Here is a 24,366-nt window from a genome sequence, read left to right as displayed (position 1 = left end):
CAAGACAGGGAGCAAGGATGGGACCACGGGTCAGCACGGGCATATTGGCCGATCGCCTCACAGGCTTGATCGGCCCGCGCGCGAGCGTCGCGCGTCGCGTGCTCGATCAGCATGGGCAGAGCGAGTCACATTATCGCAGCCTGCCGCCAGACATCGTCGTATTCCCTGAAACCACGCAGGAGGTCGCGGAGATCGTCAAGCTATGCGCGGGCGCGAACATGCCCATCGTTCCGTTCGGCGCCGGGACCTCGCTCGAAGGCAATGCGGCCGCGGTCGCGGGCGGAGTCTGCTTCGACTTCGCACGCATGAACAAGGTGCTGACGGTGCACGAGAGCGACATGGACGTCGTGGTCCAGCCCGGCATCACACGAAAGCAGCTCAATGCGGCGCTGCGCGGCACCGGGCTTTTCTTTCCGATCGACCCCGGCGCCGACGCCTCGATCGGCGGCATGACGTCCACGCGGGCCTCCGGCACCATGGCGGTGCGCTACGGCACCATGAAGGACAATGTCATCGCGCTGGAGGTGGTGCTGGCGGACGGCCGCGTGATCCGGACCGCCCGGCGCGCGCGCAAGTCAGCCGCCGGCTACGACCTGACGCGCATGTTCGTCGGCGCCGAGGGCACGCTCGGTGTCATCACCGAGATCACGCTCAAGGTGCATCCCGTGCCGCAGGCGATCTCGGCCGCGGTCTGCAGCTTCGACACCCTGCAGGACGCCGTGGACACCGCGATCTCCGTGATCCAGTCCGCGATCCCCGTGGCGCGCATCGAGCTGCTCGACGACGTCATGATGCGCGGCATCAACGCCTATGCGAAGCTCGGCTATCGCGAAGCCCCGACCCTGTTCTTCGAATTCCATGGTTCTGAGACTTCGGTCGCCGAGCAGGCCGAGGCCGCACAGGCCATTGCCGCCGACCATGGCGGCTATGGCTTTGCCTGGGCGAAGGCACCGGAGGATCGCAGCCGTCTCTGGCACGCCCGCGACAACACGCTCTATGCCGGCCTGGGCCTCCGCCCCGGCGCGCGTGCCGTGATCACCGATGTCTGCGTGCCGATCTCGCGACTGGCGGAATGCCTCACGGAGACCCGGCGCGACGCGGACGGGCGCGGGTTCATCGCGCCGATCGTCGGCCACGTCGGCGACGGCAATTTCCACATGCTGATCCTGATTGACCCGGCAAGGCCGGAGGAAGTCGAAGGCGCCAAGGCGCTCCAGGCCCGCATGGTCGCCCGCGCGATTGCCATGGACGGCACCTGCACCGGCGAGCACGGCATCGGGCTCGGCAAGATCGATTATCTCGCTGATGAACTCGGCGAGGCCGTCGATGTGATGCGATCGATCAAGACCGCGCTCGACCCCAAGGGCCTGATGAATCCCGGAAAGATCTTTGCAAGCGGAGCGCAGGCATGAGCACCGCCGCATTGGCCGTCGAGCCCTCCTCGCCTGTCCCGCTCCTCGAGCTGCGCGGCATCAGCAAGGAGTTTCCTGGCGTCAAGGCGCTGGATGACGTGTCCTTTGCCGTCTTCCCCGGCGAAGTCCATATGCTGCTGGGCGAGAACGGCGCCGGCAAGTCGAGCCTGATGAAGGTGCTGTGCGGGGCCTATCGCGCCGATGCCGGCGAGTTCTACTTCAAGGGCGAGCCGGTCGCGATCAACTCGGCCGCAGACGCGCAGAAGCTCGGCATCGCCGTGATCTTCCAGGAATTCTCGCTGGTCCCCCATCTCGATATCGCCCAGAACATTTTTCTCGGCCGCGAGCCGAAGGGCCGCATCCCCGGCACCATCGACCGCCGCAAGATTTTGGCCGACGCCGCGCGCGTGCTTGGCACGATCGGCTTTGACATCGACCCGTCAACCATCGTCGACAAGTTAGGGGTGGCGCAGCAGCAGATGGTCGAGATCGCCAAAGCGATCAGCCAGAACGCCCGCATCCTCGTGATGGACGAACCGACCGCAGCACTGTCCGATCGCGAGACCGAGCTGCTGTTCGCGCTAATCGCGCGGCTGAAGGCCGACGGCGTCTCCATCGTCTACATCTCGCACCGCATGGCGGAGGTGTTCGCGCTCGGAGACCGCATCACCGTGCTGCGCGACGGTCGTCGCATCGACGGCGTTCGCCCGGCCGATGTCACCCCGGACCAGCTCGTCCGCATGATGGTCGGTCGCAACGTCGACATGACCTATCCGCGCAATTTTGCCGACAAGCCCGGCGAAGTGCTGCTCGAAGTCAAAGGCCTGACTGCCTCCACCGGCATCTCGGACATCAACATCGAGGTGCGGCGGGGCGAGATCGTCGGCCTGTGTGGCCTGGTCGGCTCCGGTCGCAGCGAGGTCGCGCGCGCGATCTTCGGGGCCGATCCCGTGACCTCAGGCGAGATCGTCTTCGACGGCAAGACTATCTCCGGCGAGCCTGATCTTGCGGCCCGCCGTGGCATCGCGCTGATCCCGGAGAGCCGCAAGAGCGAGGGCCTCGCGCTGTTGCGGTCGGTGGGGGACAATCTGGTGGTGTCGGCGCTGCGAAAGCTGTTCCCGAGCGGTCTGTTTGATCAACGCAGCGCGCTGCGCAGTGCCGACGGCCTGATCCGCCAGCTACGCATTGCGACGCCCAGCGCGCGCCAGACCGTCGGTCTGCTTTCGGGCGGCAATCAGCAGAAGGTCGTGATCGGCAAATGGCTCGCCGCCGGTTCAAAGCTCTTCATCTTCGACGAGCCGACCCGGGGCATCGATATCGGTGCCAAGGCCGAAATCTTCGCCCTCATCGACCGCCTCGTCGCGGAAGGCGCGGCGGCGCTGATGATCTCGTCCGAACAGGTCGAGATCTGCCACGTCTGCGACCGCGCCTATGTGATGCGCGAGGGGCGCATCGCCGGGCACCTCGCGCGCAACGAACTGACCGAGGAGAACATCGTGCGACTGGGGATGCATCATGCGTGAGGCCGCGGTCGTCTCTCAACCGAATCCGCTGCAACGCATTCCCGGCGTTGCCATCGTGCTGGTGCTGCTGATCGCGCTGTTCAGCACGATCGCGCCCGGCTTCCTGTCGGTCGCCAATCTCTCCAACGTGCTGGTGCAGTCGACGATCCTGACCATGCTCGCGCTGCCGACGACGCTCATCATCATGACCGAGGGGCTGGACCTGTCGATGGGCGCGGTGCTGACGCTGACCTCGCTCTGCGTCGCCATCGTTTCGCTCGCCACCAACTCGATGTTGCTCGGCCTCGGTGCCGGGCTCCTCGTCGGCACGGCCTTCGGCTTCGCCAACGGCTGGCTGGTTGCGATCGTGGGGATCCCGCCGTTCGTTGCGACCTTGGGCACGCTCGGTATGGCGCAGGGCCTGTCGCTGATCGTCAGCGACGGCCAGAGCGTGGTCGGCATCCCCCACAGCGTGCGCGACATCTATTCGGCGACGCTTCTCGGCGTGCCCGTGCCGATCGTGATGGCGCTGGTGACCTATGCAGCGTTTCACGGCCTGCTCTATCACACCCGCTTCGGCACCTATATCTTCGCGCTCGGCGGCAACCGGGAGGCGCTGCGCTATGCCGGCCTGTCACCCAACCGTCTGCTGATCACGGTCTATGCGATCGGTGGCGCCATGGCCGGCATTGCCGGCCTACTGATGACGGCGCGGATGAATTCCGGTCACCCGACGGCCGGCCTCGGTCTCGAATTCGATGCGATCGCGGCCGTCGCCGTCGGGGGCACGTCGTTCGAACGCGGCAATGGCTGGCTGCTCGGCACCCTGCTCGGCGTGCTCTCGGTGGGCGTACTGCGCAACGGGCTGAACCTGATCTCGCTGCCGTCCTCGGTGCAGGTCGCAAGCGTCGGCGTCCTCGTCATCGTCGCGCTGTTCCTCGACGGGCTCAGGAGCCGCGCATGACCGACCTCAGCAAAGAGGCCATCGCGCCGCCGCGCTCGTTCCTGTCGCAGGATGCGATCCAATTATTCTATCGCCTGCTTGCGGCGCTGCTGATCTGTGCGGTGCTTGCCGTGCTCAGCGATTCCTTCCTGAGCCTCGGCAACATCCTCAATGTGCTCAGGCAGGCGAGCCTGACCTTCTTCATCGCCTCCGGCCTGACCCTGGTGGTGCTGACCGCGGGCCTCGATCTCTCCGTCGGCGCCAATGTCGCGCTGTCCGCCTGCATCGCCGGGACCGTGATCCACAAGACCGGCTCGCCGGCGCTCGGCATCCTCACCGGACTTGCCTGCGGCGGCATCGTCGGCCTGCTCAACGGCGTCATGGTCACCGCGCTTCGTATCCCCTCCTTCATCGCCACCTACGGCATGCTCTGGGTGCTGAACGGCCTCACCTACTGGTACATGGCGGGCGAAACCCTTCACGGCTTTCCGGCAGGCTTCCGCCAGATCGGCAGCGGCTATCTGTTCGGCCTGCCGATCCCGGTCTACCTGCTGCTGGTGTTCCTCGGGATCGGAACACTGTTTGCGCAGCGAACGATCTGGGGCCAGGAGATCTATGCGATCGGCGCCAATCCGGTTGCGGCGCGGCTCTCCGGCATTCCGGTCGCGCGCCGCCTGCTGCTGGTCTATGCCGTCTCCGGCACCATGGCGGGGCTCGCCTCGATCATCTTCCTGTCGCGGCTCAATTCGGCCGAGGCCGATATCGGCGAAAGCCTGACGCTGCCCGCGATCGCCGCCGTGCTGATCGGCGGCACCTCGCTGTTCGGCGGCGTCGGCACCGTGTTCGGCACCTTCATCGGCGCACTGATCCTGACGCTGGTGCTGAACGGCATGAACCTCTTGTCGGTCAGCGCCAACTGGCAGCCGCTGGTCACCGGCATCATCGTCATTCTCGCGGTCTGGCTCGACATGAAGACCCGCCGCCGCGCGCAATGAGTTCTTGAACGAGCAACAAGCAAAATGAGGGATGGAGGCAACATGAAACAGAAACTGGGTTATTTGGCGCTGCCGCTGCTGATGGCGGCCGCGCTCACCACGCAAGCGCGAGCCGACGGCGAGACCATCGCCGTCTTCACCAAGAACCAGACCAACCCGTTCTTCCAGACGGTGCGGGTCGGCGCCGACAACATGGCGAAGACGCTGAACGCGAAGACGCTGCAGTACATCCCGACCAAGCCCGACAGCATTCCCGAGCAGCTCAGCCAGATCGAGGACGTCGTGGTGAAGAAGCCGAGCGCCATCGTCTTCACGCCGGTCGACTACAAGGCGATGGTGCCGGGTGTCGAGAAGATCAACGATGCCAAGATCCCCGTCGTCAACATCACCGACCGCTCCGCCGGCGGCAAGTTCCTGTCCTTCGTCGGCGCCGACGATTACAGCCTCGGGCTCGAGACCGCGCGCTTCCTGCTCAAGACGCTGGGCGGCAAGGGCAACATCGTCATCATCGAGGGCGTCAAGGGCTCGCTGACCAATGTCGACCGCGTCCGCGGCTTCAACGACGCACTGAAGGAAAACGCCGGTGCCAAACTGTTGGCCTCGCAGCCCGGCAACTACCAGCGGCTCCAGGCGCTCCAGGTGATGGAGAATCTGATGCAGTCGAACGCGCAGATCGACGGCGTGCTCGCCGCCAACGACGCCATGGCCGTCGGTGCGATCGAGGCGCTCGACGGCGCCAACCGCAAGGCGCAGGTGATCGGCATCAACGGCACCAAGGAAGCGATCGACGCGATCAAGTCCGGCAAGCTGCTCGCGAGCGGCGACTACAACGGATTTTTTCAGGGATGCCTTGGCACCATGATGGCGATCCGCTCCCTGCGCAACCAGCCCGTCATTGCCGAGATCGTGCTGAAGCCGACCGTGATCACCAAGGACAATTACCAGCCGTTCGACGTGCCGCTGGAGCAACGGAGCTGCCCGACTTTCGAGGAAGCCAGCAAGCTCGGCGGCAAGTAACCAGGCGCACCCATCACGACAAGCCCGGACGGCCGCAGCCGCGGCCGTCCCAAGAAACGGACGCATAAACGGAGACCATCATGCTGTTCGCCATTCACGCCCTCGACCGCGCCGGCGCGCTGCCGATCCGGCTCGCCAATTACGACGCCCACAAGGCTTTCCTGAGCGACACCTCGCGCTTCGGCGTCGAGATCGTGATGTCGGGACCGCTGGTCTCCGACGACGGCGCGACCATGATCGGCAGCCTGTTCCTGATCGAGGCGCCTGGCCGCAGCGAGGTCGAGGCTTTCAACCGAGCCGATCCGTTTGCAGCGGCCGACATCTGGGACAAGGTCACGATCACGGGCTTCCTGCGCCGCCAAGGCTGAAAGGCGGCTCAACAAAAACGCGAAAACAACCCCATGCACAGTAAGAACGGGGTTGTTTTTACACATGAATTTTCGTCGCAAACGTCTTTGACTCGTCGGGCAGAACAGGAGCGGAGTGCCATCCTTGCCCGATTGTCGCCCCTACGCCTCGATCCAGAGCTTCGCCGCGGCCCCAACGGCTAGCCGCTCGCCACCGCGGCACCTTCTTCGAGATGACAGGCCACCCACTGCTCGGGGCCAGCCGCGCGCAATGTCGGCTCCTCGGTCCGGCAGCGATCGAACACGAGCGGGCAACGGGTGTGGAAGCGGCACCCGCTCGGCGGGTTGATCGGACTCGGCACGTCGCCCTTGAGGATGATCGGATTGCGCTGGGCCCCCGGCTCCGGCAGCGGGACCGCCGAGAGCAGCGCCTTGGTGTAAGGATGCTTTGGCGCGGCGAAGATCTCGTAGCGCGGCGCCACCTCGACGATCTTGCCGAGATACATGACCGCGACGCGATGGGTCATGTGCTCGACGATCGCGAGGTCGTGGCTGATGAACAGCAGCGCCAGGCCGAACTCGCGCTGGAGATCCTGCAGCAGATTGACGATCTGGGCCTTGACCGAGACGTCGAGCGCCGAGACCGCCTCGTCGCAGACGATCAGCTCGGGCTCGGCGGCGAGCGCCCGCGCGATGCCGATGCGTTGGCGCTGACCGCCGGAGAATTCGTGCGGCCTGCGGTTCAACGCCTCGCGCGGCAGGCGCACGGTGTCCATTAGCGCGGTCACGCGGGTTTCGAGATCGATCGCGGATTTGGCGAGGCCGAAATTGCGGATCGGCTCGGCCAGGATGTCGCGCACGCGCATGCGCGGATTGAGGCTCGAGAACGGGTCCTGGAACACCACCTGCACGCGGCGGCGCATCTGGCGCATCGTGCTCGGATGGGCGTCGTCGATGCGCTGGCCGTCGAGGATGACCTGCCCTGACGTGATGTCGAACAGTCGCAGGATCGCACGGCCGACCGTCGATTTGCCGCAGCCGGACTCGCCGACCAGCGAGAGCGTCTCGCCACGCGCGATCTCGAACGACACGCCGTCCACCGCATAGACCCATTCGGACTTGCGGCTGAACATGCCCTTTTTGACCGGAAAGTGCTTCTTGAGGTCGTTGACCTGGAGCAGTGGGGGGCTCATGCCGCGACCGCTCCCTTGGCTGCATAGTGGCAGGCCGCGACGTGACGTGGCCCCTTCTCTTCGAGCCCCGGCGCGTACTGGCGGCAGAGATCGGTCGCGAGCGCGCAACGTCCGGCGAAGACGCAGCCGACGATAGGCTTGCGCAGATCAGGCACCTGCCCGGGGATCTCTGCCAGCCGCCTCGCGGTGCCGGTCAGCGACGAGCCGAGCCGCGGCACTGCACCGAGCAGGCCCTGCGTGTAGGGATGACGCGGCGAACGGAACAGTTCCGCCACCGGCGCTTCTTCGACCTTGCGCCCGGCATACATGACCATGACGCGCTCGGCGATCTCGGCGACCACGCCAAGATCGTGGGTGATCAGGATGATCGCCGCGCCGACCCGGTGCTTGAGGTCCAACATCAATTTCAGGATCTGCGCCTGGATCGTCACGTCGAGCGCGGTGGTCGGCTCGTCCGCAATGAGAAGCTTTGGATTGCAGGCAAGTGCAATGGCGATCATGACGCGCTGGCGCATGCCGCCGGAGAGCTGGTGCGGATATTCCCGCACGCGACGCTTCGGCTCGGGAATGCCGACCAGAATCAACATCTCGATGGCGTGCGCCTCGGCGGCCTCTCTATCCAAGCCTTGGTGGATCATCAGCGTCTCGCGGATCTGACGCCCGACGGTCAGGACCGGGTTGAGGCTGGTCATCGGTTCCTGGAAGATCATCGAGATGTCGTTGCCGCGGATCGCGCGCATCTCGCGGTCGGACATTTGCAGCAGGTCCTTGCCCGCGAAGCGGATGCTGCCGGCGATCCTTCCCGGCGGTTCCGGGATCAGCCGCATCAGCGACATCGAGGTCACCGACTTGCCGCAGCCGGACTCGCCGACGATGGCGAGCGTCTCGCCCTCGTTGACATGGAACGACACGCCGTCCACCGCGCGGTTGATGCCGCTGGGCGTGCGGAAGTGGGTTTGCAAATTCTCGACTTCGAGCAGTGCCATCGCGATCAGCCCCTCGCCATCAGAGGCTCTTGGCCATGCGCGGATCGAGCGCATCGCGAAGGCCGTCGCCGAGCAGATTGACGGCGAGCACGGTGACGGACAGGAAGGCCGCCGGAAAGAACACAATGTAGGGCTTGACCTGCCACAGCGCCCGCCCCTCGGCCATGATGTTGCCCCAGGACGGAATGGTCGGCGGCGTACCAGCGCCGATGAAGGACAGGATCGCCTCGGTGATCATCGCGCTGGCACAAATGTAAGTCGCCTGGATCAGCATCGGCGCCAGCGTGTTGGGCAGGATATGGCGCAGGATGATCATCGGTGTGCGCGTGCCGCAGGCCACTGCCGCATCCACGTAGGGCTGCTCGCGCAGCGAGAGCACGACGCTGCGCACGAGGCGGGAGACGCGCGGGATTTCGGCGACGGTGATCGCGAGAATGACGTTGCCGACGCTGCCGCGTGTCAGCGCCATCAGCGCGATCGCCAGCAGGATCGGCGGGATCGACATCAGGCCGTCCATGAAGCGCATCAAGATGCCGTCGGCCCAGCGGATGAAGCCGGAGACGATGCCGATGGCGAGACCGGCCGCGGAGGCGAAGATCGCAACGGACAAGCCGACCGTGAGCGAGACGCGCGCGCCGAACAGCACGCGTGAATAGATGTCACGGCCGAGAACGTCGGTGCCAAACCAGTAAAGCGCCGACGGTGCGCGGGTCCGCTTGGCCGGCGCAAGTGCGGTCGGATCCACCGTTCCAAGATAAGGCGCAAAGATCGCGATCAGGACGAGCAACAGCAGCAACGTGCCGCCAATGGCAACGGTGGGATGGCCGCGCAGCAGCCCGACGAAGCCGCGCCGGATCGTAACCGGCCGGAGGATCTCAGGCAGTTGCGGCGCGAGGACGAAGCCCGCCGGCAGCGCTTGCGGATTGACGGTCGTATCGGTCAATAGCGGATCCTCGGGTCAACGAGCGTATAAATGACGTCGATCATCAGATTGACGAGGACGTAGACGAAGCTGAACAGCAGCACGATGCCCTGGATTACGGGATAATCGCGGCGCAGGATCGCGTCGATCGTGAGCCGGCCGAGGCCGGGAATCGCGAAAACGCTTTCCGTGACGACCGCGCCGCCGATCAGCAGCGCGATGCCGATGCCGATCACCGTGACGATCGGCACCGCCGCGTTCTTCAGCGCGTGGACGAACAGGATGCCGCCCTGTCCGAGGCCCTTGGCGCGCGCGGTGCGGATATAATCCTGCTGCAATACTTCGAGCATGGTGGCGCGCGTGATACGGGCGATCAGCGCGATGTAGACACAGCCGAGCGCGATCGCCGGCAGGATCAGGTTTTGCAGCCAGGGCCAGACGCCCTGGGCGAGCGGCGTATAGCCTTGCACCGGAAGCCATTCGAGCTCCAGCGCGAAGACGTAGGCGAGGACATAGCCGACGACGAAGACCGGCAGGGAGAAGCCGAACACGGCAAAGGCCATGATGGCCCGGTCGATCAGGCTTCCCGCCTTCCAGGCCGCCAGCACGCCGAGCGGCACCGCGACCACGATCGTGAGCAGGAGCGTGACCATCATCAGCGACAGCGTCGGCCCGAGACGCTGCCCGATCATGGTCGAGACCGGCAAATTGGTGAAGATCGAGGTGCCGAGATCGCCATGCAGAATGCGCCAGACCCAACTGCCGAACTGGATCAGGAAGGGTCGATCGAGGCCGAGGCTCTGACGGATACGCTCCACATCCTCCGGACTTGCCTGATCGCCTGCGATCACCACGGCGGGATCTCCCGGCGCGATGTAGAGCAGGCTGAACACGAACAGCGCGACGATGGCCATCACTGGCAAGGTCGAGGCGATACGCCGGAGGATGTAGGATAGCATCTGGCTTCAGCGCAAGGTCATGCGGATTTCGACACGCCCCAGAAGAACGGCAGCGGCCCCTTTGTGATGCCGGAGACGTTCTTGCGCCAGGCCGTGTAGCTGAGGAAGAAGCCGGTCGGCGCGTAGACGACGTCCTCGAGCGCGACCTTGTTGAGACGAGCGACCGCGGCCTTCTCCTCGTCGAGGCCCTTGGCCTCGAACCAGGACGTGACCTCCTTTTCCGTGCCGGGGCTGTTCGGCCAGCCGAACCAGGCCTTGTCGCCGTTGGCGCGAATGGCGGTATAGGGCGCCGGATTGATGCAGTCCGAACCCGCATGCCAGGTGTGGAACATGTTCCAGCCGCCCTGTCCGGGCGGCGTCTTTTGCGCGCGGCGGGAGCCGACCGTGCCCCAATCGGTCGCGACGAAGTCGACATTCATGCCGAGCTTCTTCAAGAGATCGGCGGTCACATCGCCGAACGCCTTGGTGATCGGCTGGTCCTGCGCCACCAGGCAGGTCACCGGCTGGCCGGAATAACCGCTCTCGGCGAGCAGCTTCTTTGCAGCGTCAAGATCGCGCTTGCCCTTCAGGACCTCGCCGCCCGCCTCGGTGTAGAGCGGCGTATCGGGCGTGAAGAAGCCGGGCAGCGACTTCCACAGCGAATTATCGTCGCCGACGAGCGCGCGCATATAGTCTTCCTGGCTCATCGCCATCAGCACTGCGCGCCGCGCCCGCACGTCGTTGAAGGGCGGATACAGGAAGTTCATGCGGAACGAGCCGACATTGCCGAGGGGATCGCCGATATCGACGCTGATGTTCTTGTTGTTCTTCAGGACCGGGACGAGGTCCGCGATCGGGTTCTCCCACCAGTCGATCTCGCCGTTTTGCAGCGCGGCCGCGGCGGTCGCCGGATCCGGCATCACGATCCATTCGACGCGGTCGAGCAGCATCTGCTTGCCGCCGGCGAGCCACGACGCCTTCTCCTGCCGCGGTACATAGTCGGCAAACTTCTCGAACACGGCTTTCGCGCCGGGGACCCACTCGCCCTTGGCAAACTTCATCGGCCCCGAGCCGACATAATCGCCGATCTGCTTGAACGGGTCGGTCTGCGCGATGCGCTCCGGCATGATGAAGGCGCAGGGCGAGTTGTTCTTGCCAAGCGCATAGAGCATCTTCGGGAACGGCTGCTTCAGCACCCATTTGAAAGTGCGATCGTCGACAGCAGTGAGTTCCTGCTGCAGTGCCTTGAGCATCAGCCCCATCGGATCGCGCGCCGCCCAGCGGGTGAGACTCGCAACGACGTCCTTGCTCCGCACCGGCTCGCCGTCGTGGAATTTGAGGCCCGGCCGCAATTTGAACGTCCAGGTGGTGCCGTCGTCGGTCACTTCCTCGGACTCGACCATCTGCCGCTGCGGCTGGAGCGAGGAATCGACGCCGTAGAGCGTATCCCAGACCAGCGCGGCGGCATTGCGCACGACATATTGCGTGCCCCAGATCGGGTCGAAATTGGCGAGGTTTGCTTGCGGCACGAAGCGCAGGGTGCGCGCGGAGGCGCCTTGTGCGATCGCCGGGGCCGAGAAGCCGCTCAATGCCAGACCGCCCGCGCCGGCCAGTCCCTTCAATACGGTCCTGCGATCCATGAAATCCTCCCAATAGTGCCGTGATGCCGGCCATCGTTGGCCAAGAACAGGTGAAACCAGAGCTCATTGGCGTGCAAATGGTATGCCACTAACCGGACCTTCGCCAGCGGGATATCCGCACCATTTGGGCCGGGCGAGACCTCAAAGCGCAGCCGCCAGCACTGGCCCGGTCTCGATATGCGGAATCGCCTCGACGAGCTTGCGCGTGTAGTCGGTCTTGGGATTGTCGAACAGCGCCCGGCTCTCGCCCTGCTCCACGATGCCGCCATTGCGCAGCACGATAGTGCGATCGCAAAGCATGCGCACCACGTTGAGATCGTGGCTGACGAACAGCAGCGCGATGTCGTTCTCGCGCCTGAGACGATCGAGCAGTTGCAGTACCACCGCCTGAACGGATACGTCGAGCGCGGCGGTCGGCTCGTCCAGCACCAGGAGCCGCGGCCGGCAGGCGATGGCGCGCGCGATGCCGACGCGCGCCTTCTGGCCGCCGGAGAGCTGATGCGGAAAGCGCGGCAACAGATCCAGCTGCAGCCCCACACGCTCGGCGCAATCCTCCACCCGCTTGCGCAGCGCATCGCCCCCACGCATACGATCGAGCCGCATCAGCGGATGGGCGATGCAATCGAAGGCGGTGAAGCGCGGATTGAGGCTCTCGTTCGGGTCCTGGAACACCATCTGGATGTCTTTGCGGAAGCGCGAGCGATGAAAGTCGCGCGACGCCACGTGGCCGATCGACTGCCCGTCGAACACGATCTCGCCCTCGCTCGGATCGATCAGGCGGCAGATCATGCGCGACGTCGTGCTCTTGCCGGAGCCGGATTCGCCGACGAGGCCGACGCTCTCGCCGCCGGCCATCGTCATGGAGAAGTCCGCCACCGCCGCAGCGCCCTCGTCGAAGCGTTTTGCGAGCTTGCGCACCTCCAGCAGCGGCGGAGTCCCGTGAACGGGCTCCTGCCTGGGCCTGCTGACGACAGCCGCGTAGCCTTCCCGCTCCTCTTCCGTTACGAGGTCCGCGATCCCGGAGGTCGCGGTCGGCGACGCCGCCACCAGACGCCGGGTATAGGCGTGCTGCGGTGCGCCGAACAGCGTCCTGGGGCTAGCCTCTTCGACTATACGGCCGCGCTCCATCACCGCGATACGGCGACAATATCGCGCCGCTAACCCGAGATCGTGCGTGATCAGGATCGTCGCCATGCCGCGCGCGGCGGCAATCTCCGCCAAAAGGTCCATCACCACCTTCTGCGTGGTGACGTCGAGCCCGGTCGTCGGCTCATCGGCGATCAAGAGCGCGGGATTGCAGGAGATCGCGATCGCGATCATCACGCGCTGGCACATGCCGCCGGAGAGCTCGTGCGGATAGGCGTTCATCCGCGTCTCGGGGTCGCGGATCTGGACGGCGCGCAACAGCTCCAGTGCCTCGGCGCGGGCGGCGTCCTTCGATATCCGCTTGTGCGTGAGGATCGCGTCCGCGATCTGCAGGCCGATCGCGCGGATCGGGTTGAGCGCCGCGCGCGGGTTCTGAAAGATCATCGACATCGCGGCGCCCTGGAGCTGACGGAGATCGTCACGCCTGAGTTTTGTGACGTCTTGCCCGCGAAACAGGATTTTTCCGCCGGTGACGCGCCCGGCTGCATCGAGCAGTCGCGTCGTGGCAAAACCGGTGACCGACTTGCCCGATCCGCTTTCGCCGACGAGGCCAAGCATCTCGCCGGCCTCGACCTTGAGCGTCACGCCGCGCACGGCCTCGACCATTCCGCGCCGCGTCGAGAACGAAACGTGGAGATCGTCGATCCTGAGCAAGTCCTCGCTCATGTGCGCATGCGCGGATCGAGAATGTCCCGCATCCCGTCACCGAGGAGGTTGAAGCACAGCACGGCCATCATCAACGCGAGGCCCGGAAAGGCCACCAGCCACCACCGCCCCGTCGAGATGAAGCGGGCGCCCTCCGCGACCATGATGCCCCATTCCGGCGTCGGCGGCTTGACGCCAAGGCCGATGAAGGACAGGCCGGCGGCGTTCAGGATCGCCCAGCCGAGGTTGAGCGAGATCTGCACCGCCATCGCCGGCAGGATGTTCGGCAGCAGGAAGCGCAGCACCACCGAGAAATGGCTCTCGCCACAGGAACGCGCCGCCTCCACCCAGCCGACATTGCGCCGGACGTTGACCTCGGCGCGCGCGAAGCGGATGTAGAAGGGAAGATTGATGATCGCGGTCGCAATCACAACGTTCTCGATCCGGTTGCCGAGCGCCGCAACCATCGCCATCGCCAGCACGAACAGCGGAAAGGCCATCATGACGTCGACGAAGCGGCCGACCGAGCGGTCGAGCCTGCCGCCGGCATAGCCGCAGAATGAGCCGACGACGGCGCCGATCACGAAGGAGATGCCGACCGCCGAGACCGCGATGGCAAGGTCGAGGCGTGCCGCAACGACGAGGCGGCTGAACACGTCGCGCCCAAGCTGGTCGGTGCCGGCAAGATGCGCCGCGCTCGGCGGTTGCAGGGCCTCCGAGACATTGGAGACGACGGGATCATAGGGCACCAGCCACGGTCCGAAGATCGCGACCAGGACAAACAGCAGGACACCCGCCGCGGCGACACCGGTCAGCGGGTTGCCGCGCAATATCCAGACCGAATGGCGGAGGGTTGCGCTGGTCATCCGATCGACACCCTGGGATCGGCGATGCCGTAGCAGATATCGACAACGAGATTGACCAGCACGAAGATGCCAGCCATCAGCAGCACGAAACCCTGCACCGGCGCATAGTCGGACGATAGCAGCGCATCGAGCGCGTAGGAGGCAACGCCCGGCCAGGAGAACACCTTCTCCACCAGGACATTCGCGCCAAGCATGGTCGAGAACACGATGCCGGCAATGGTGATAACGGGAAGGATCGCATTACGCAGCGCATAGGTGACAACGACCTTCTGCCAGGACAATCCGACCGAGCGCGCCGTGCGCACGAAATCGCTGCCGAGCGAGACCAGCATCGAGGCACGCGTGATCCGCGCCAGCGGCGCGATGACGAACAGGGCCATGCTCAGCGCAGGCAGGATCAGCTGCTTGCAGGCCGCCCACCAGCCCTCGATGTCTCCCGCGAGCAGGAAATCGATCGACAGGAATCCGGTGCGCTGCGGCGGCAGCGAGGTGAAGACGTCGATCCGCCCGGTCGGGTCAGGCGCAAGACCTAGCAGATAGTAGAACACATAGATCAGCAGCAGGCCCGACACGAAGGTCGGCACGCAGACGCCGAGCGCACAGAACAGCCGCACGCCGTGATCGACCAGCGATCCCGGCTTCAAGGCTGCGACCACGCCGAGTGGCACCGCCGCGATCAGCGCGATCAGGAGCGCCGTGAAGGTCAACTCCAGCGAGGCCGGCAGCCGTTCGCGCAGATCCTTCAGGACCGGCTGTCCCGTCATCATGGAGCGGCCGAGATTGCCGCGGCCGATATCGGACAGATAGAACACGAGCTGCTCCGGCACCGACTTGTCGAGCCCCATCTGCTTGCGGATCTGCTCGATCTCCTCCTTGCCGGCATTGGGCCCAGAGGCGAAGAACACCGCGGGATCTCCGGGGAGGACCCGCATCAGGAGAAAGGTGAAGACCAGCACGCCGAACAACGCCGGCAGCGACGACAAAAGCCGCCTCCCCGCCCGCGCCACCGTCGCACCAAGACCGGTCATCACCTTTCAGAGCCTCCGTTTGCGGACATCACTTTTCAGTCAAATTACTTGCGGCTGACGTCGCGATAATCGACCTGACGATGGAATTCGTAGGTATAGCCCTCGATCGAGGCCGCCATTACGGCGTCCTGGTTCGGCTGCCACAGCGGGATCTGCGGCATCTCGCTGAAATGGATCGCGTTGAGCTTGCGGCCATCCTCCTCGTACTTGGCCTTGTCGGGCTCGAAGCGCGCTTCCTGCGCGATCGTCGCCAGTTCCGGATTGTTGATCGAGCTATAGTTCCAGCGCTGATTGCCGGTGTAGAAATTGCGGTAGAAGTAATCGGTCGAGGGCAGCCAGGCGACGATGCCTTCCGTGAACAGGGGCAGCTTCTTCTCGTTGATCTGCGTCGACATCTGCGCATCCGGCAGCTTCTGGATGTCGACTTTGATCCCGATCTTGGCAAGCGATTCCTTCACGAGAGCCGCCATCGGCTCCGCGGTCGAGGCCTGGCCGACGTTGAAGCTGAAGGTGGTTGAAAAACCCTCCGGGAGGCCGGCGGCTTTCAGATATTCCCTCGCTTTGTCGAGATCGGTCTTCACCGGCGCCCGGAACGGATAGATGCCGTTCAGCGGCTTGCCATCCGGCCATGTCGCACCGAACAGCGGCGCGCCGCGACCGAACAGGGCAGCCTTGAACATATCCTCATAGGGCAGCGCGAAGGCGACGGCTCTGCGCACATTGACGTTGTCGAAGGGCGGGATCTGGTTGTTCATCGAGACGAAGGTGATCGAATTGTATTGCGGCGTCGAGATCACCTTGAGCTTGCCCTTGGCCTCGAGCGATTGCACGTCGCTGGCCTGGAGATCGACGACGAGGTCGGCGTCGCCGCGCTCGACAAGATTGGCGCGGGTCGCGGGCTCCGGCACGGACTGCACGATCACGCGCTTGAAGAAGGCCGGCTTGTTGGGCGAGCCGCGGTTCCAGTCCTCGTTGCGCTTGATGATCACCTGCTCGCCGGGCTTGAAGCTCTCGATCACATAGGCACCGCTGCCGGCAGTGTGCTCCTTCAGCCAAGCGGTCGCCCAGGGATCTTCTGGGGTCGCGTGCTCCTTGGCGACCTTCGAGTTGATGATCAGCGGGTAGACCGTCGCGAGATTCGGCAGCGCGAGCTTGTCGGGCTTCGGCAGCGTCACTTCGATCGTGAGGGGATCGATCACCTTGAACTGGTCGGCCGACGTCAGCGATCCCGTCAGCAACTGTGCCTTGCCAAGGATCGGCGCGGTGACGCAGCGATCGAGAGACCATTTCACGTCCTCGGCGGTCACGGGCGAGCCGTCCTGGAACTTGGCATCCTTGCGCAGACGGAACGTCAGCTTCAGTCCATCCGGGCTGACGTCGTAGGATTCGGCGAGCTCGCCGGTGATCTTGTCGAGATCGAACACCCATTTGCCGTTGAGCTGCTTGCGGCCGAACGCCACCAGGCGGTCGTAGGTGCTCATGCTCAGCGCGAAGGATTCGCGCGTCGAGCCCGGGATGTTGGGATCGAGCGTGTTGACGGATGCGCCGGTGACATAGCGCAACGTCTCGGCCCTGGTTTGCGCTCGCGAAGGCGCGGTGGCGATGAGCAACAACGCGATGGTGGCGAGCACGGAGGATGCCGACCTGAAAGACACAATACGCATTGGTTTTCCCCAAAGATCTCGACAAGAACGCCGACAGGACAGGTTAAGAAAGAAGCAAGTTGCGCGCCAGTCTCATGATGCGCTGTTGTGGACGCTTTGTCGCGGCGGCGCATGGACGATCATCGCGATTCTTCCATTTTTCGCGCTGGCCGCGTGACCACGGCCTGCGGCACGTCATAGGCGCGGAGCGAGGCCCAGTGCCGTTCCACGTCGGCACGAAACAGGCCGCGCGTCAGGCCATTCACCAGCTTCGGCACCGCGGTCGTCATCGCGTTGATCGACGATCCCGACGGACCAAAACTCATGGTGGAGGCGATGGCGAAGAGATGGATGTCTGAGATCCACGGCGTCTCGCCCGCGACGCGCTCGGTGAAGGCGTAGTCGTCGGCGAGATAGGGAAAGCGGCCGAGCCGCGCGTTGCGCTCGCTCTCCGGGGGGTGGTAGCGGTCCGCCCAGGTTGCGATATTGCCGGCGAATGTGGCGAGTTCGCCGCGCCCGGCAAAGTTCATGTCGATGCCGGTGCCGCAGATGACGAAATCCGCCGCGATGGCGGCGCGCGGCGTCTGCAATTCGATGCCCTTGCCGGTCTCGCGGGCCGCCTCAAGCGGCGCGCCCTCGTGCAATGTGAAATTGGCGTGGCGCGCGCAGCGATCATAGGTCGGCTGCGGAAATCCTTCGCGCATGTCGAGGATGGTGCGCATGAAGCGCCAGCGCCAGGCATCGTCGAGATCGCTGAGATGACGCAGGAAGCCGCGAAAGGTCAGCCAGCGATAGGGCTGGATTACCTGGATCTGTGCGCGGCGGCATAGCAGGTGTACCTCTGCGGCGCCGGCTTCCAGCGCGGTTGCCGCGTTGTCGAAGGCAGATGCGCCGGCGCCGATCACGGCGACGCGCTTGCCGCGGAGGTTTTCGAAATCGATATCGTCGTCGACTGTTGCGACCGAGCTCATCGGCAGATGGCTCAGCGGCTCGGGGATCATCCAGCTCCCCATTCCCTCCTGCCCCGTCGCCAGCACGATCTTGCGCGCATGGAGCGTCTCGACGCCATCGCCACGCTTCACGCGTGCGGCCAGCAACCCGTCTGCGGCCGGCCGGATTTCCAGGAGCTCGCAGCCGTTGCGCACGGGCAGGCCGATCGTGCGCCGTAGCCAGAGCAGATACTCAGCCCAGTGCCCGCGCGGGATCAGGTCGAGTGTCTGCCAGCTCTCCTTGCCGAAGCGGGCCTCATGCCAAGACTGATAGGTCAGGCTCGGGATATCGAGGTCAGGACCGGTATAATCCTTTGGGCTGCGCAGCGTCGGCATGCGGGCATAGGTGAGCCACGGGCCTTCCATCCCCTCCTCGGCCTTGTCCAGCAGCAGAATGTTGCTGACACGGGAGCGCATCAGGCCGAAGCCGATGGCGATGCCGGATTGGCCGGCGCCGATCACGAGCACATCCAGCGCCGGCTTGTCGTCCGGTCCCGGCTTCGGTTCGAGCCAGGCGGCACCGGGATGCGCGATCCGCGCGAGATCGGCGCGAACGTCAGCTTCGAGCTCTGTCAGTGTATACCTCATGCCGCGAGCCAGCCTCCGTCGACCACCATCACGGTGCCGGTGGTAAATGAGGACGCATCGCTTGCGAGATGCAGCGCCGCTTGCGCGATCTCCTCGGCCTGACCGAACCGCTTCATGGCATGGCGATTGCGGGAGGTTTCGCGCACCTCGTCCGCATTGGCGTGACGGGCAAAGCTGCGGCGAAGCATCGGCGTGTCGATCGCACCGGGTGCAATGGCGTTGACGCGAATGCCGTCGGTCGCAAAGTCCACCGCCATCGTCCGCGTCAGGCCGATAATCGCGCCCTTGGCGGCGATATAGGCGCTGTTGCCCTTGCCGCCGGCGATCGCAAGCTGCGATGCCAGCGTGATGATCGAGCCGCCCTTCTGCCGCTGCATCTGCGGCACGGCCGCCCGCGCCCACAGCCAGGTGCCACCGACATTGGTGCGGAACACCGCATCCCAATCTTCGGGACTGGTGGTCAGCACCGTGCCGCCGCAGGAAAAGCCCGCGGCGGTCATCAGGATATCGAGCCGGCCGTGCCGGGCCACGACATCGCCGACTACGGTCTCGGCAAAACTGGCATCGCCGGCGTCACCGACATAGGTCGTTGCCTCGCCCACCAGGATCAGCGTCTCCTCAAGCCCCGCGGCATCGCGATCGACCAGAGCGAGATGCGCGCCTTCGTCGGCAAACAGCTTCGCGCTGGCGCGGCCGATGCCGGAGCCTGCGCCCGTAATGATGGCCGTGCGCCCCTGCAGCCGCATCAGAGACTCTCCTTGTGCTGCGTCCACCAGGCGCTCATGGCTGCGGCGGAGTCGGCGCAGCCGAACCTCGCCTGCCAGCCGAATTCATCCGCCATCCGGTTCACCGACAGCGGCGCACGATAGGGCCCATGCAGCTTGATGATGGTTTTCTCGCCGGGCGCCGCGAGCCGGCACTCCAGGCCGGGATGCAACGCCGCAAAGGCCTCGCCCCATTGCAGCGCCGGCCATAGCGCGCCACTGGAGATGTTGTAGAGCCGATGGCGCGGCCGCTCGGCTTCGATCAGCAGTGCGACGGCCTCGGCCGCATCCGGCGCGTAGATCCAGTCCCTCATGCCCGTTTCAGGCATGATCGCCGGCTCGCCGCGCGCGAATGCCGCCAGAATCTGGAACTGGAGGCTTGGCGTGTCGCGCACGGAGCTCGGTCGCTCCCACGGCCCGAACAGGGCGCTCAGCCGTACACTCAGGAAATCGCCGCCGAAGAGCTCGGCGTGACGCGCAACCGATCGCTCCGATGTGAACTTGCTGATGGCGTAGAACGAGACCGGATCGCAAGGCGTGTCCTCGTCCAGAATCGCGACCCGCGCACCCGCAGCACCGTAGGCCGATGCCGAGGAGAGATTGACGACGCGACGAACGCCATGCCGGATAGCAGAGAGCAGGATCGGGATCTGCGCCATCACATTGATCTCGAGAACGCGCGCGGTCGATGCCCTCTCCAGTTCATCACCGGCGGTGATGGCCGCCCCGAGCACGATCGCATCAACGCCTTCGGCGATCAGGGCATCGATGGCATCTGCGTCGGTGATATCGCCCTGCACGGCTTTGAGCCGGGCGCCGTAGTCGGCAAGAGATCGCCGCGCGGATGGTGGCAACTCTGCGCGGTTATAAAGCGTGACGTCGTGGCCGCGCGCGAGCAGCGCCCCCGCAACGTTGAGGCCGACAAAGCCGGTGCCGCCGAAGATGACGATCTTCATCGCGCGCGATCCGCCGTCACAGCAGGTTTGCTCCGAAATTGCGTTCAGGGTCCATGTCGGCGACGAGCCGCCCCGTCGGCTTGGCCGCCTCGCCCCCGCTGCGGGCCAGGAACTGTCCGCTGCCAGCGCTCGCGAGGCACTTGTTGCCGTCGATGATCACCCGACCGCGCGACAGCACCGACATCGGCCAACCCTTCAGCTTCCGTCCCGCAAACGGTGTGTAGCCGGCGAGATCGTGCATCATCTCGTCGGCGATCACGGTCTCACGATCGGGATCCCAGATCGCGATATCGGCATCAGCGCCGACCGCGATCGAGCCCTTGCGCGGATGCAGATTGTAGATTTTTGCTGGCGCGGTCGCGGTCAGCTCCACGAATTTTTCCAGGCCCAGCCGCCCGTTCGACACCATCGCGTCGAACAGCAACGGCAAGCGCAGTTCCAGTCCCGGCAGGCCATTGGCGACCTGCTTGAAGTTGGGATTGGGACCGGCACGCAGCTTGCCGGTCTCGTCGTAGCGATACGGCGCGTGATCCGACGAGATGGTCTGGAGATCGCCCAGCGATAGCGCCTGCCACAGCGCCTCCTGGTCCGAATGCGTCCGCGGCGGCGGGCTGCACATCCACTTGGCGCCTTCCGCCCCGGGCTTGTCGAGATCGGCGGCGGTCAGGAACAGATATTGCGGACAGGTCTCGGCAAACACCTTCAGCCCCTGCCCGCGCGAGTCGCGGATCACCTTGGCGCCTTCGGCAGTCGAGACATGGAAGATCATGATGGGCTGGTCGATTAGCGCCGCCATGCCGATCAACCGGGTGAAGGCCTCCGCCTCGGACACGCGGGCGTGGCTGACGGCGTGATATTTCGGCATTGTGTAGCCGCGCGCGAGCAGGCGCTTCACCATCCAGGCGATGATGCCGTGGTTTTCGGCATGGGCGCACAACATCGCGCCGGACTGGCGCGCGGCCAGAAGGATATCCAGCAGCGGCTCGTCGTCGACCTTGAGCCGGTCATAGGTCATGAAAATCTTGATCGAGGCATGGCCCTGCTTCACCAGCGCGGGGATATGCTCCTCGACCGTTTCTTTGGTCGCATCGGCGATGATCATGTGAAAGGCGTAGTCGATCACGGCGCCCTTCTTCGCCAGCGCGTGATAATCCTCGACCACCTGCGGCAGCTTCATGCCGACGTGCTGGGCGGCGAAAGGAATCACCGTGGTCGTGCCGCCAAAGGCAGCCGAGACGGTCGCGCTCTCAAAGGTGTCGGCATTCATGATGCCGGCCGCGGACAATTGCTCGATATGGGCGTGGCTGTCGACGCCGCCGGGCAGAACCAGCTTTCCGCGCGCGTCGATCTCGCGCTTCGCCGCCGGAAGCCCGCGGCCGATAGCGGCGATGGTCTCGCCGGAGATCGCGACGTCGGCCTCGAACACGTCGGTCGTGGTGGCGACGCGGCCGCCGCGGATGATCAGGTCGTAAACTGGTTCAGTCATGAGGCACTCCGTGATAGCCTAAAGCCAAGTGATCGCCATTCCGCAGGAAAACCATCATGGCCCGGCCGCGCATTCTCGTCATCAATCCGAATTCCAACCCCGCGGTCACGCAGGGGCTGGAGGACGCGCTGAAGCCGCTCGGTTTCGAGGGCGGCCCCGAACTGGTCTGCCAGACGCTGGCCGAGGGACCGTTCGGCATTGAAAGCCAGGCCGATGTCGATGGCGTCGCGATGCCGCTGCGCCGGCTGGTCGAGGGCGACAACAGCTCGGCCGCCTTTGTCATCGCCTGTTACAGCGATCCCGGGCTTCAGGTCTGCCGTGAAGGCACCGACCGGCCCGTGTTCGGCATCGCCGAGTGCGGCGTGCTGACGGCGCTGGCCCGCGCCGAGACCTTTGGCGTCATCGCGATCGCCCAGCGCTCGATCCCGCGTCACATGCGCTATCTCAGGCAGATGGGACTGACCGAACGCCTCGCCGGCGAGCGGCCGCTCAACATGAGCGTCGCCGAAACCGCCTCGGGCGAAGGCACGCTGGCCAGGATGATCGAAATCGGCCGCGCGCTGCGCGACGAGGACGGCGCCCGCGCCATCGTGATGGGCTGCGCCGGCATGGCGCGCCATCGCCGTCCCCTCGAAGACGCGCTCGGCATTGCCGTAATCGACCCGACGCAGGCGGCCGTCACGATGGCGCTGGGTACGGTGCAATTCTCGAATCACTAGGCGTCCTTCAGCTCTTTGGCGTCCTGCCGCGCGATCCATTGCGCGTGGCTCTCGCGGACAAGCGTGAACGTGTCCCGCTGCGTCGTATAGAGATTGCCGAACATGCGGCCGATCGGGCGGTAGGCGTCGAGGTCGACATACATGTTGGCCTCGTTGACGAGGCCCTCGCGGGGGTGAACCCGGAGCACTTCGCCGACCAGCAGTTCGCGATCGGGCGAAAAATTTAACGCGACATGGCGCCGGCATTCGAGCGCAAAGGGTGCCGCAGCGAGGCGCGGCACCTTCACGTCGATTGAGGGAAGGGTCGCGAGCCCTGCCGCAGCGACCTCGCTGTCACCGGACGGGAAATCGACCGCGCAGTCATTCATCGCTGCGGAGAGCGCCTCATCAACCATGTGAACGACGAACTCGCCGTCGCGATGGATGTTGCGGGTGGTGTCCTTCGGGCTGTGATCCGGCTTGTGCTGGAGGCCGAGCACGATCAGCGCCGGGCTCTCGGAAAACACGTTGAAGAAACTGAAGGGCGCCGCGTTGACCGCTCCGTTGGCATCGAGCGTCGTCACCAGCGCAATCGGCCGTGGCACCACCACGCCGCAGAGCAGCTTGTAGCGGTCGCGCGGATCGAGCTCCCGCAAAGGAATACCTGATGTGCCCTTGTCAGCCATCGACATCACTTCTCCGGCGGTGGCACCGCGCCGGTCTGGCTGGTGATCAGACCGTAATGCTCGATGCGGCGATGCTGCGCGAAATTGAAGATCGTGGTCTTGCCGAACGTGGTGGCATCGAGATCGCAAGCGTGGACCAGCAGCTCGTCCTCTTCTGTCCTGGCCTCGGCGACGATCTCGCCATTGGGATCGACGATCAGGCTGCCGCCAAACAGCGGGTGGCCGTCCTCATTGCCGGCCTTGGCCACCGCGACAACCCAGGTTGCGTTCTGATAGGCGCCGGCCTGCGCCGAGAGGCGATTGTGGAACAGGCGTTTCTCGACGCCCTCATCGCTCCTCTCCGCATTCACGGACGGCGTGTTGTAGCCGATCAGCACCATCTCGACGCCCTGCAAGCCCATCACGCGATAGGTCTCGGGCCAGCGGCGGTCGTTGCAGATGGCCATGCCGATGATGCCGCCGAGCTCGCGCCAGACGTTGAAGCCGAGATCGCCCGGCTCGAAATAGCGCTTTTCCAGATGCTGGTGCGAGCGTTTGGTGTCGTATTCCACATGGCCGGGCAAATGGATCTTGCGATATTTGCCGACGATCTTGCCCGACTTGTCGGTGAGAACAGCGGTGTTGAAGTGATGTCCATCAGGCGTCAGCTCCGCATAGCCAAAATTCATCGCCATCTGGTGCTGCGCCGCGCGCTCGAACAGCGGCCGGGTCGCCGCATTCGGCATCTCGCGCTCAAACCAATTGTCGAACTCGGCCCGGTTCTCCACATACCAGCGCGGGAAGAAGGTCGTCAGCGCCAGTTCCGGATAGACGATCAGGTCGGCGCCCTTGCTCTTGGCTTCATCCATCAGCGCGATCATGCGCTTGACCACGGCCTCGCGGCTGTCGGCTTTCTGGATCGGGCCCATCTGGGCAGCGGCAACATTGACAATACGCATCAGCGATTTCCTGGTGATGTCTTAAGCTAAGCTACAGT

General features: G+C 65.0%; 22 protein-coding genes. 7 read left to right on the top strand and 15 right to left on the bottom strand.

From position 1 onward, the window contains the following. The first annotated feature begins 17 nt into the window (after positions 1-17). From ABIB80_RS12835 to ABIB80_RS12810, 6 genes are all read left to right on the top strand, one after another. Complete coding sequence (locus tag ABIB80_RS12835) at positions 18-1,412, top strand: FAD-linked oxidase C-terminal domain-containing protein (RefSeq protein ID WP_354127568.1); 1,395 nt, start codon at positions 18-20, stop codon at positions 1,410-1,412. Then, positions 1,409-2,935: a sugar ABC transporter ATP-binding protein gene (locus ABIB80_RS12830; protein ID WP_354127567.1), complete on the top strand. Its 1,527-nt coding sequence runs from the start codon at positions 1,409-1,411 to the stop codon at positions 2,933-2,935. Before ABIB80_RS12835 ends, ABIB80_RS12830 begins: the two co-directional genes overlap by 4 nt. Beyond that, positions 2,928-3,878 carry an ABC transporter permease gene (locus ABIB80_RS12825; RefSeq protein WP_354127566.1) on the top strand — a complete coding sequence of 317 codons (951 nt, stop codon included), beginning with the start codon at positions 2,928-2,930 and terminating at the stop codon, positions 3,876-3,878. The genes ABIB80_RS12830 and ABIB80_RS12825 overlap by 8 nt, the downstream gene beginning before the upstream one ends. Beyond that, positions 3,875-4,852 carry an ABC transporter permease gene (locus ABIB80_RS12820; protein ID WP_354127565.1) on the top strand — a complete coding sequence of 326 codons (978 nt, stop codon included), beginning with the start codon at positions 3,875-3,877 and terminating at the stop codon, positions 4,850-4,852. Before ABIB80_RS12825 ends, ABIB80_RS12820 begins: the two co-directional genes overlap by 4 nt. 42 nt (positions 4,853-4,894) lie before the next feature. Continuing rightward, entirely contained in the window at positions 4,895-5,869 is a 975-nt protein-coding gene (locus tag ABIB80_RS12815; RefSeq protein ID WP_199198270.1) for a sugar ABC transporter substrate-binding protein, read from the top strand. Positions 5,870-5,949: 80 nt separating this feature from the next. Next, entirely contained in the window at positions 5,950-6,237 is a 288-nt protein-coding gene (locus ABIB80_RS12810; RefSeq protein ID WP_219681065.1) for a YciI family protein, read from the top strand. A gap of 179 nt (positions 6,238-6,416) precedes the next feature. Here ABIB80_RS12810 and ABIB80_RS12805 read toward each other — a convergent pair whose 3' ends face one another. The 13 genes from ABIB80_RS12805 to hydA all read right to left on the bottom strand — a co-directional run bounded on the left by ABIB80_RS12805 (position 6,417) and on the right by hydA (position 22,006). Next, positions 6,417-7,409 (bottom strand): ABC transporter ATP-binding protein, encoded by a 993-nt coding sequence (locus tag ABIB80_RS12805; RefSeq protein ID WP_354127564.1) that lies wholly within the window; start codon positions 7,407-7,409, stop codon positions 6,417-6,419. Next, positions 7,406-8,395 (bottom strand): ABC transporter ATP-binding protein, encoded by a 990-nt coding sequence (locus ABIB80_RS12800; RefSeq protein WP_354127563.1) that lies wholly within the window; start codon positions 8,393-8,395, stop codon positions 7,406-7,408. The genes ABIB80_RS12805 and ABIB80_RS12800 overlap by 4 nt, the downstream gene beginning before the upstream one ends. A 19-nt stretch (positions 8,396-8,414) precedes the next feature. Further along, on the bottom strand, positions 8,415-9,338 hold the full coding sequence (locus tag ABIB80_RS12795; protein ID WP_007593091.1) for an ABC transporter permease: 924 nt from the start codon (positions 9,336-9,338) through the stop codon (positions 8,415-8,417). Next, a complete protein-coding gene (locus ABIB80_RS12790) occupies positions 9,335-10,276 on the bottom strand; it encodes an ABC transporter permease (protein ID WP_007593093.1) in 942 nt (313 codons plus the stop codon). Before ABIB80_RS12790 ends, ABIB80_RS12795 begins: the two co-directional genes overlap by 4 nt. 17 nt (positions 10,277-10,293) lie before the next feature. Continuing rightward, on the bottom strand, positions 10,294-11,895 hold the full coding sequence (locus tag ABIB80_RS12785; RefSeq protein WP_354127562.1) for an ABC transporter substrate-binding protein: 1,602 nt from the start codon (positions 11,893-11,895) through the stop codon (positions 10,294-10,296). 141 nt (positions 11,896-12,036) lie between these two features. Continuing rightward, on the bottom strand, positions 12,037-13,707 hold the full coding sequence (gene nikE / locus ABIB80_RS12780) for a nickel ABC transporter ATP-binding protein NikE (protein WP_354127561.1): 1,671 nt from the start codon (positions 13,705-13,707) through the stop codon (positions 12,037-12,039). Then, on the bottom strand, positions 13,704-14,552 hold the full coding sequence (locus ABIB80_RS12775) for an ABC transporter permease (protein WP_354127560.1): 849 nt from the start codon (positions 14,550-14,552) through the stop codon (positions 13,704-13,706). The genes nikE and ABIB80_RS12775 overlap by 4 nt, the downstream gene beginning before the upstream one ends. Continuing rightward, a complete protein-coding gene (locus tag ABIB80_RS12770; protein WP_007593101.1) occupies positions 14,549-15,583 on the bottom strand; it encodes an ABC transporter permease in 1,035 nt (344 codons plus the stop codon). The genes ABIB80_RS12775 and ABIB80_RS12770 overlap by 4 nt, the downstream gene beginning before the upstream one ends. 41 nt (positions 15,584-15,624) lie before the next feature. Further along, on the bottom strand, positions 15,625-17,244 hold the full coding sequence (locus ABIB80_RS12765) for an ABC transporter substrate-binding protein (RefSeq protein ID WP_354127559.1): 1,620 nt from the start codon (positions 17,242-17,244) through the stop codon (positions 15,625-15,627). Positions 17,245-17,363: 119 nt separating this feature from the next. Next, positions 17,364-18,800, bottom strand: coding sequence for an NAD(P)-binding domain-containing protein (locus ABIB80_RS12760; RefSeq protein ID WP_354127558.1), 1,437 nt, complete (start codon positions 18,798-18,800; stop codon positions 17,364-17,366). Next, the gene (locus ABIB80_RS12755) at positions 18,797-19,546 is read right to left on the bottom strand and encodes an SDR family oxidoreductase (protein WP_007593107.1); all 750 of its coding nucleotides are present in this window, start codon (positions 19,544-19,546) and stop codon (positions 18,797-18,799) included. The genes ABIB80_RS12760 and ABIB80_RS12755 overlap by 4 nt, the downstream gene beginning before the upstream one ends. Beyond that, the gene (locus tag ABIB80_RS12750; RefSeq protein ID WP_354127557.1) at positions 19,546-20,520 is read right to left on the bottom strand and encodes an NAD-dependent epimerase/dehydratase family protein; all 975 of its coding nucleotides are present in this window, start codon (positions 20,518-20,520) and stop codon (positions 19,546-19,548) included. The genes ABIB80_RS12755 and ABIB80_RS12750 overlap by 1 nt, the downstream gene beginning before the upstream one ends. A 16-nt stretch (positions 20,521-20,536) precedes the next feature. Then, positions 20,537-22,006: a dihydropyrimidinase gene (gene hydA, locus ABIB80_RS12745; RefSeq protein WP_354127556.1), complete on the bottom strand. Its 1,470-nt coding sequence runs from the start codon at positions 22,004-22,006 to the stop codon at positions 20,537-20,539. Positions 22,007-22,062: 56 nt separating this feature from the next. Here hydA and ABIB80_RS12740 point away from each other — a divergent pair, with 56 nt between their 5' ends. Continuing rightward, the gene (locus tag ABIB80_RS12740) at positions 22,063-22,725 is read left to right on the top strand and encodes an aspartate/glutamate racemase family protein (RefSeq protein ID WP_007593113.1); all 663 of its coding nucleotides are present in this window, start codon (positions 22,063-22,065) and stop codon (positions 22,723-22,725) included. On the opposite strand, the gene ABIB80_RS12735 is transcribed toward ABIB80_RS12740, so the two are convergent. Both ABIB80_RS12735 and ABIB80_RS12730 read right to left on the bottom strand, forming a co-directional pair. Next, positions 22,722-23,390, bottom strand: a complete 669-nt coding sequence (locus ABIB80_RS12735) for a flavin reductase family protein (protein WP_354127621.1) — start codon at positions 23,388-23,390, stop codon at positions 22,722-22,724. The genes ABIB80_RS12740 and ABIB80_RS12735 overlap by 4 nt on opposite strands. Positions 23,391-23,395: 5 nt before the next feature. Then, positions 23,396-24,328 carry an N-carbamoyl-D-amino-acid hydrolase gene (locus ABIB80_RS12730; protein WP_354127555.1) on the bottom strand — a complete coding sequence of 311 codons (933 nt, stop codon included), beginning with the start codon at positions 24,326-24,328 and terminating at the stop codon, positions 23,396-23,398. Positions 24,329-24,366: the final 38 nt, after the last annotated feature.

It is taken from the genome of Bradyrhizobium sp. i1.15.2, assembly GCF_040548425.1.
In the GTDB taxonomy this organism is placed as follows: Bacteria; Pseudomonadota; Alphaproteobacteria; order Rhizobiales; family Xanthobacteraceae; genus Bradyrhizobium; species Bradyrhizobium canariense.
Note: the sequence above shows the minus strand (reverse complement) of the source record. Positions and strands in the feature narration are given on the sequence as shown.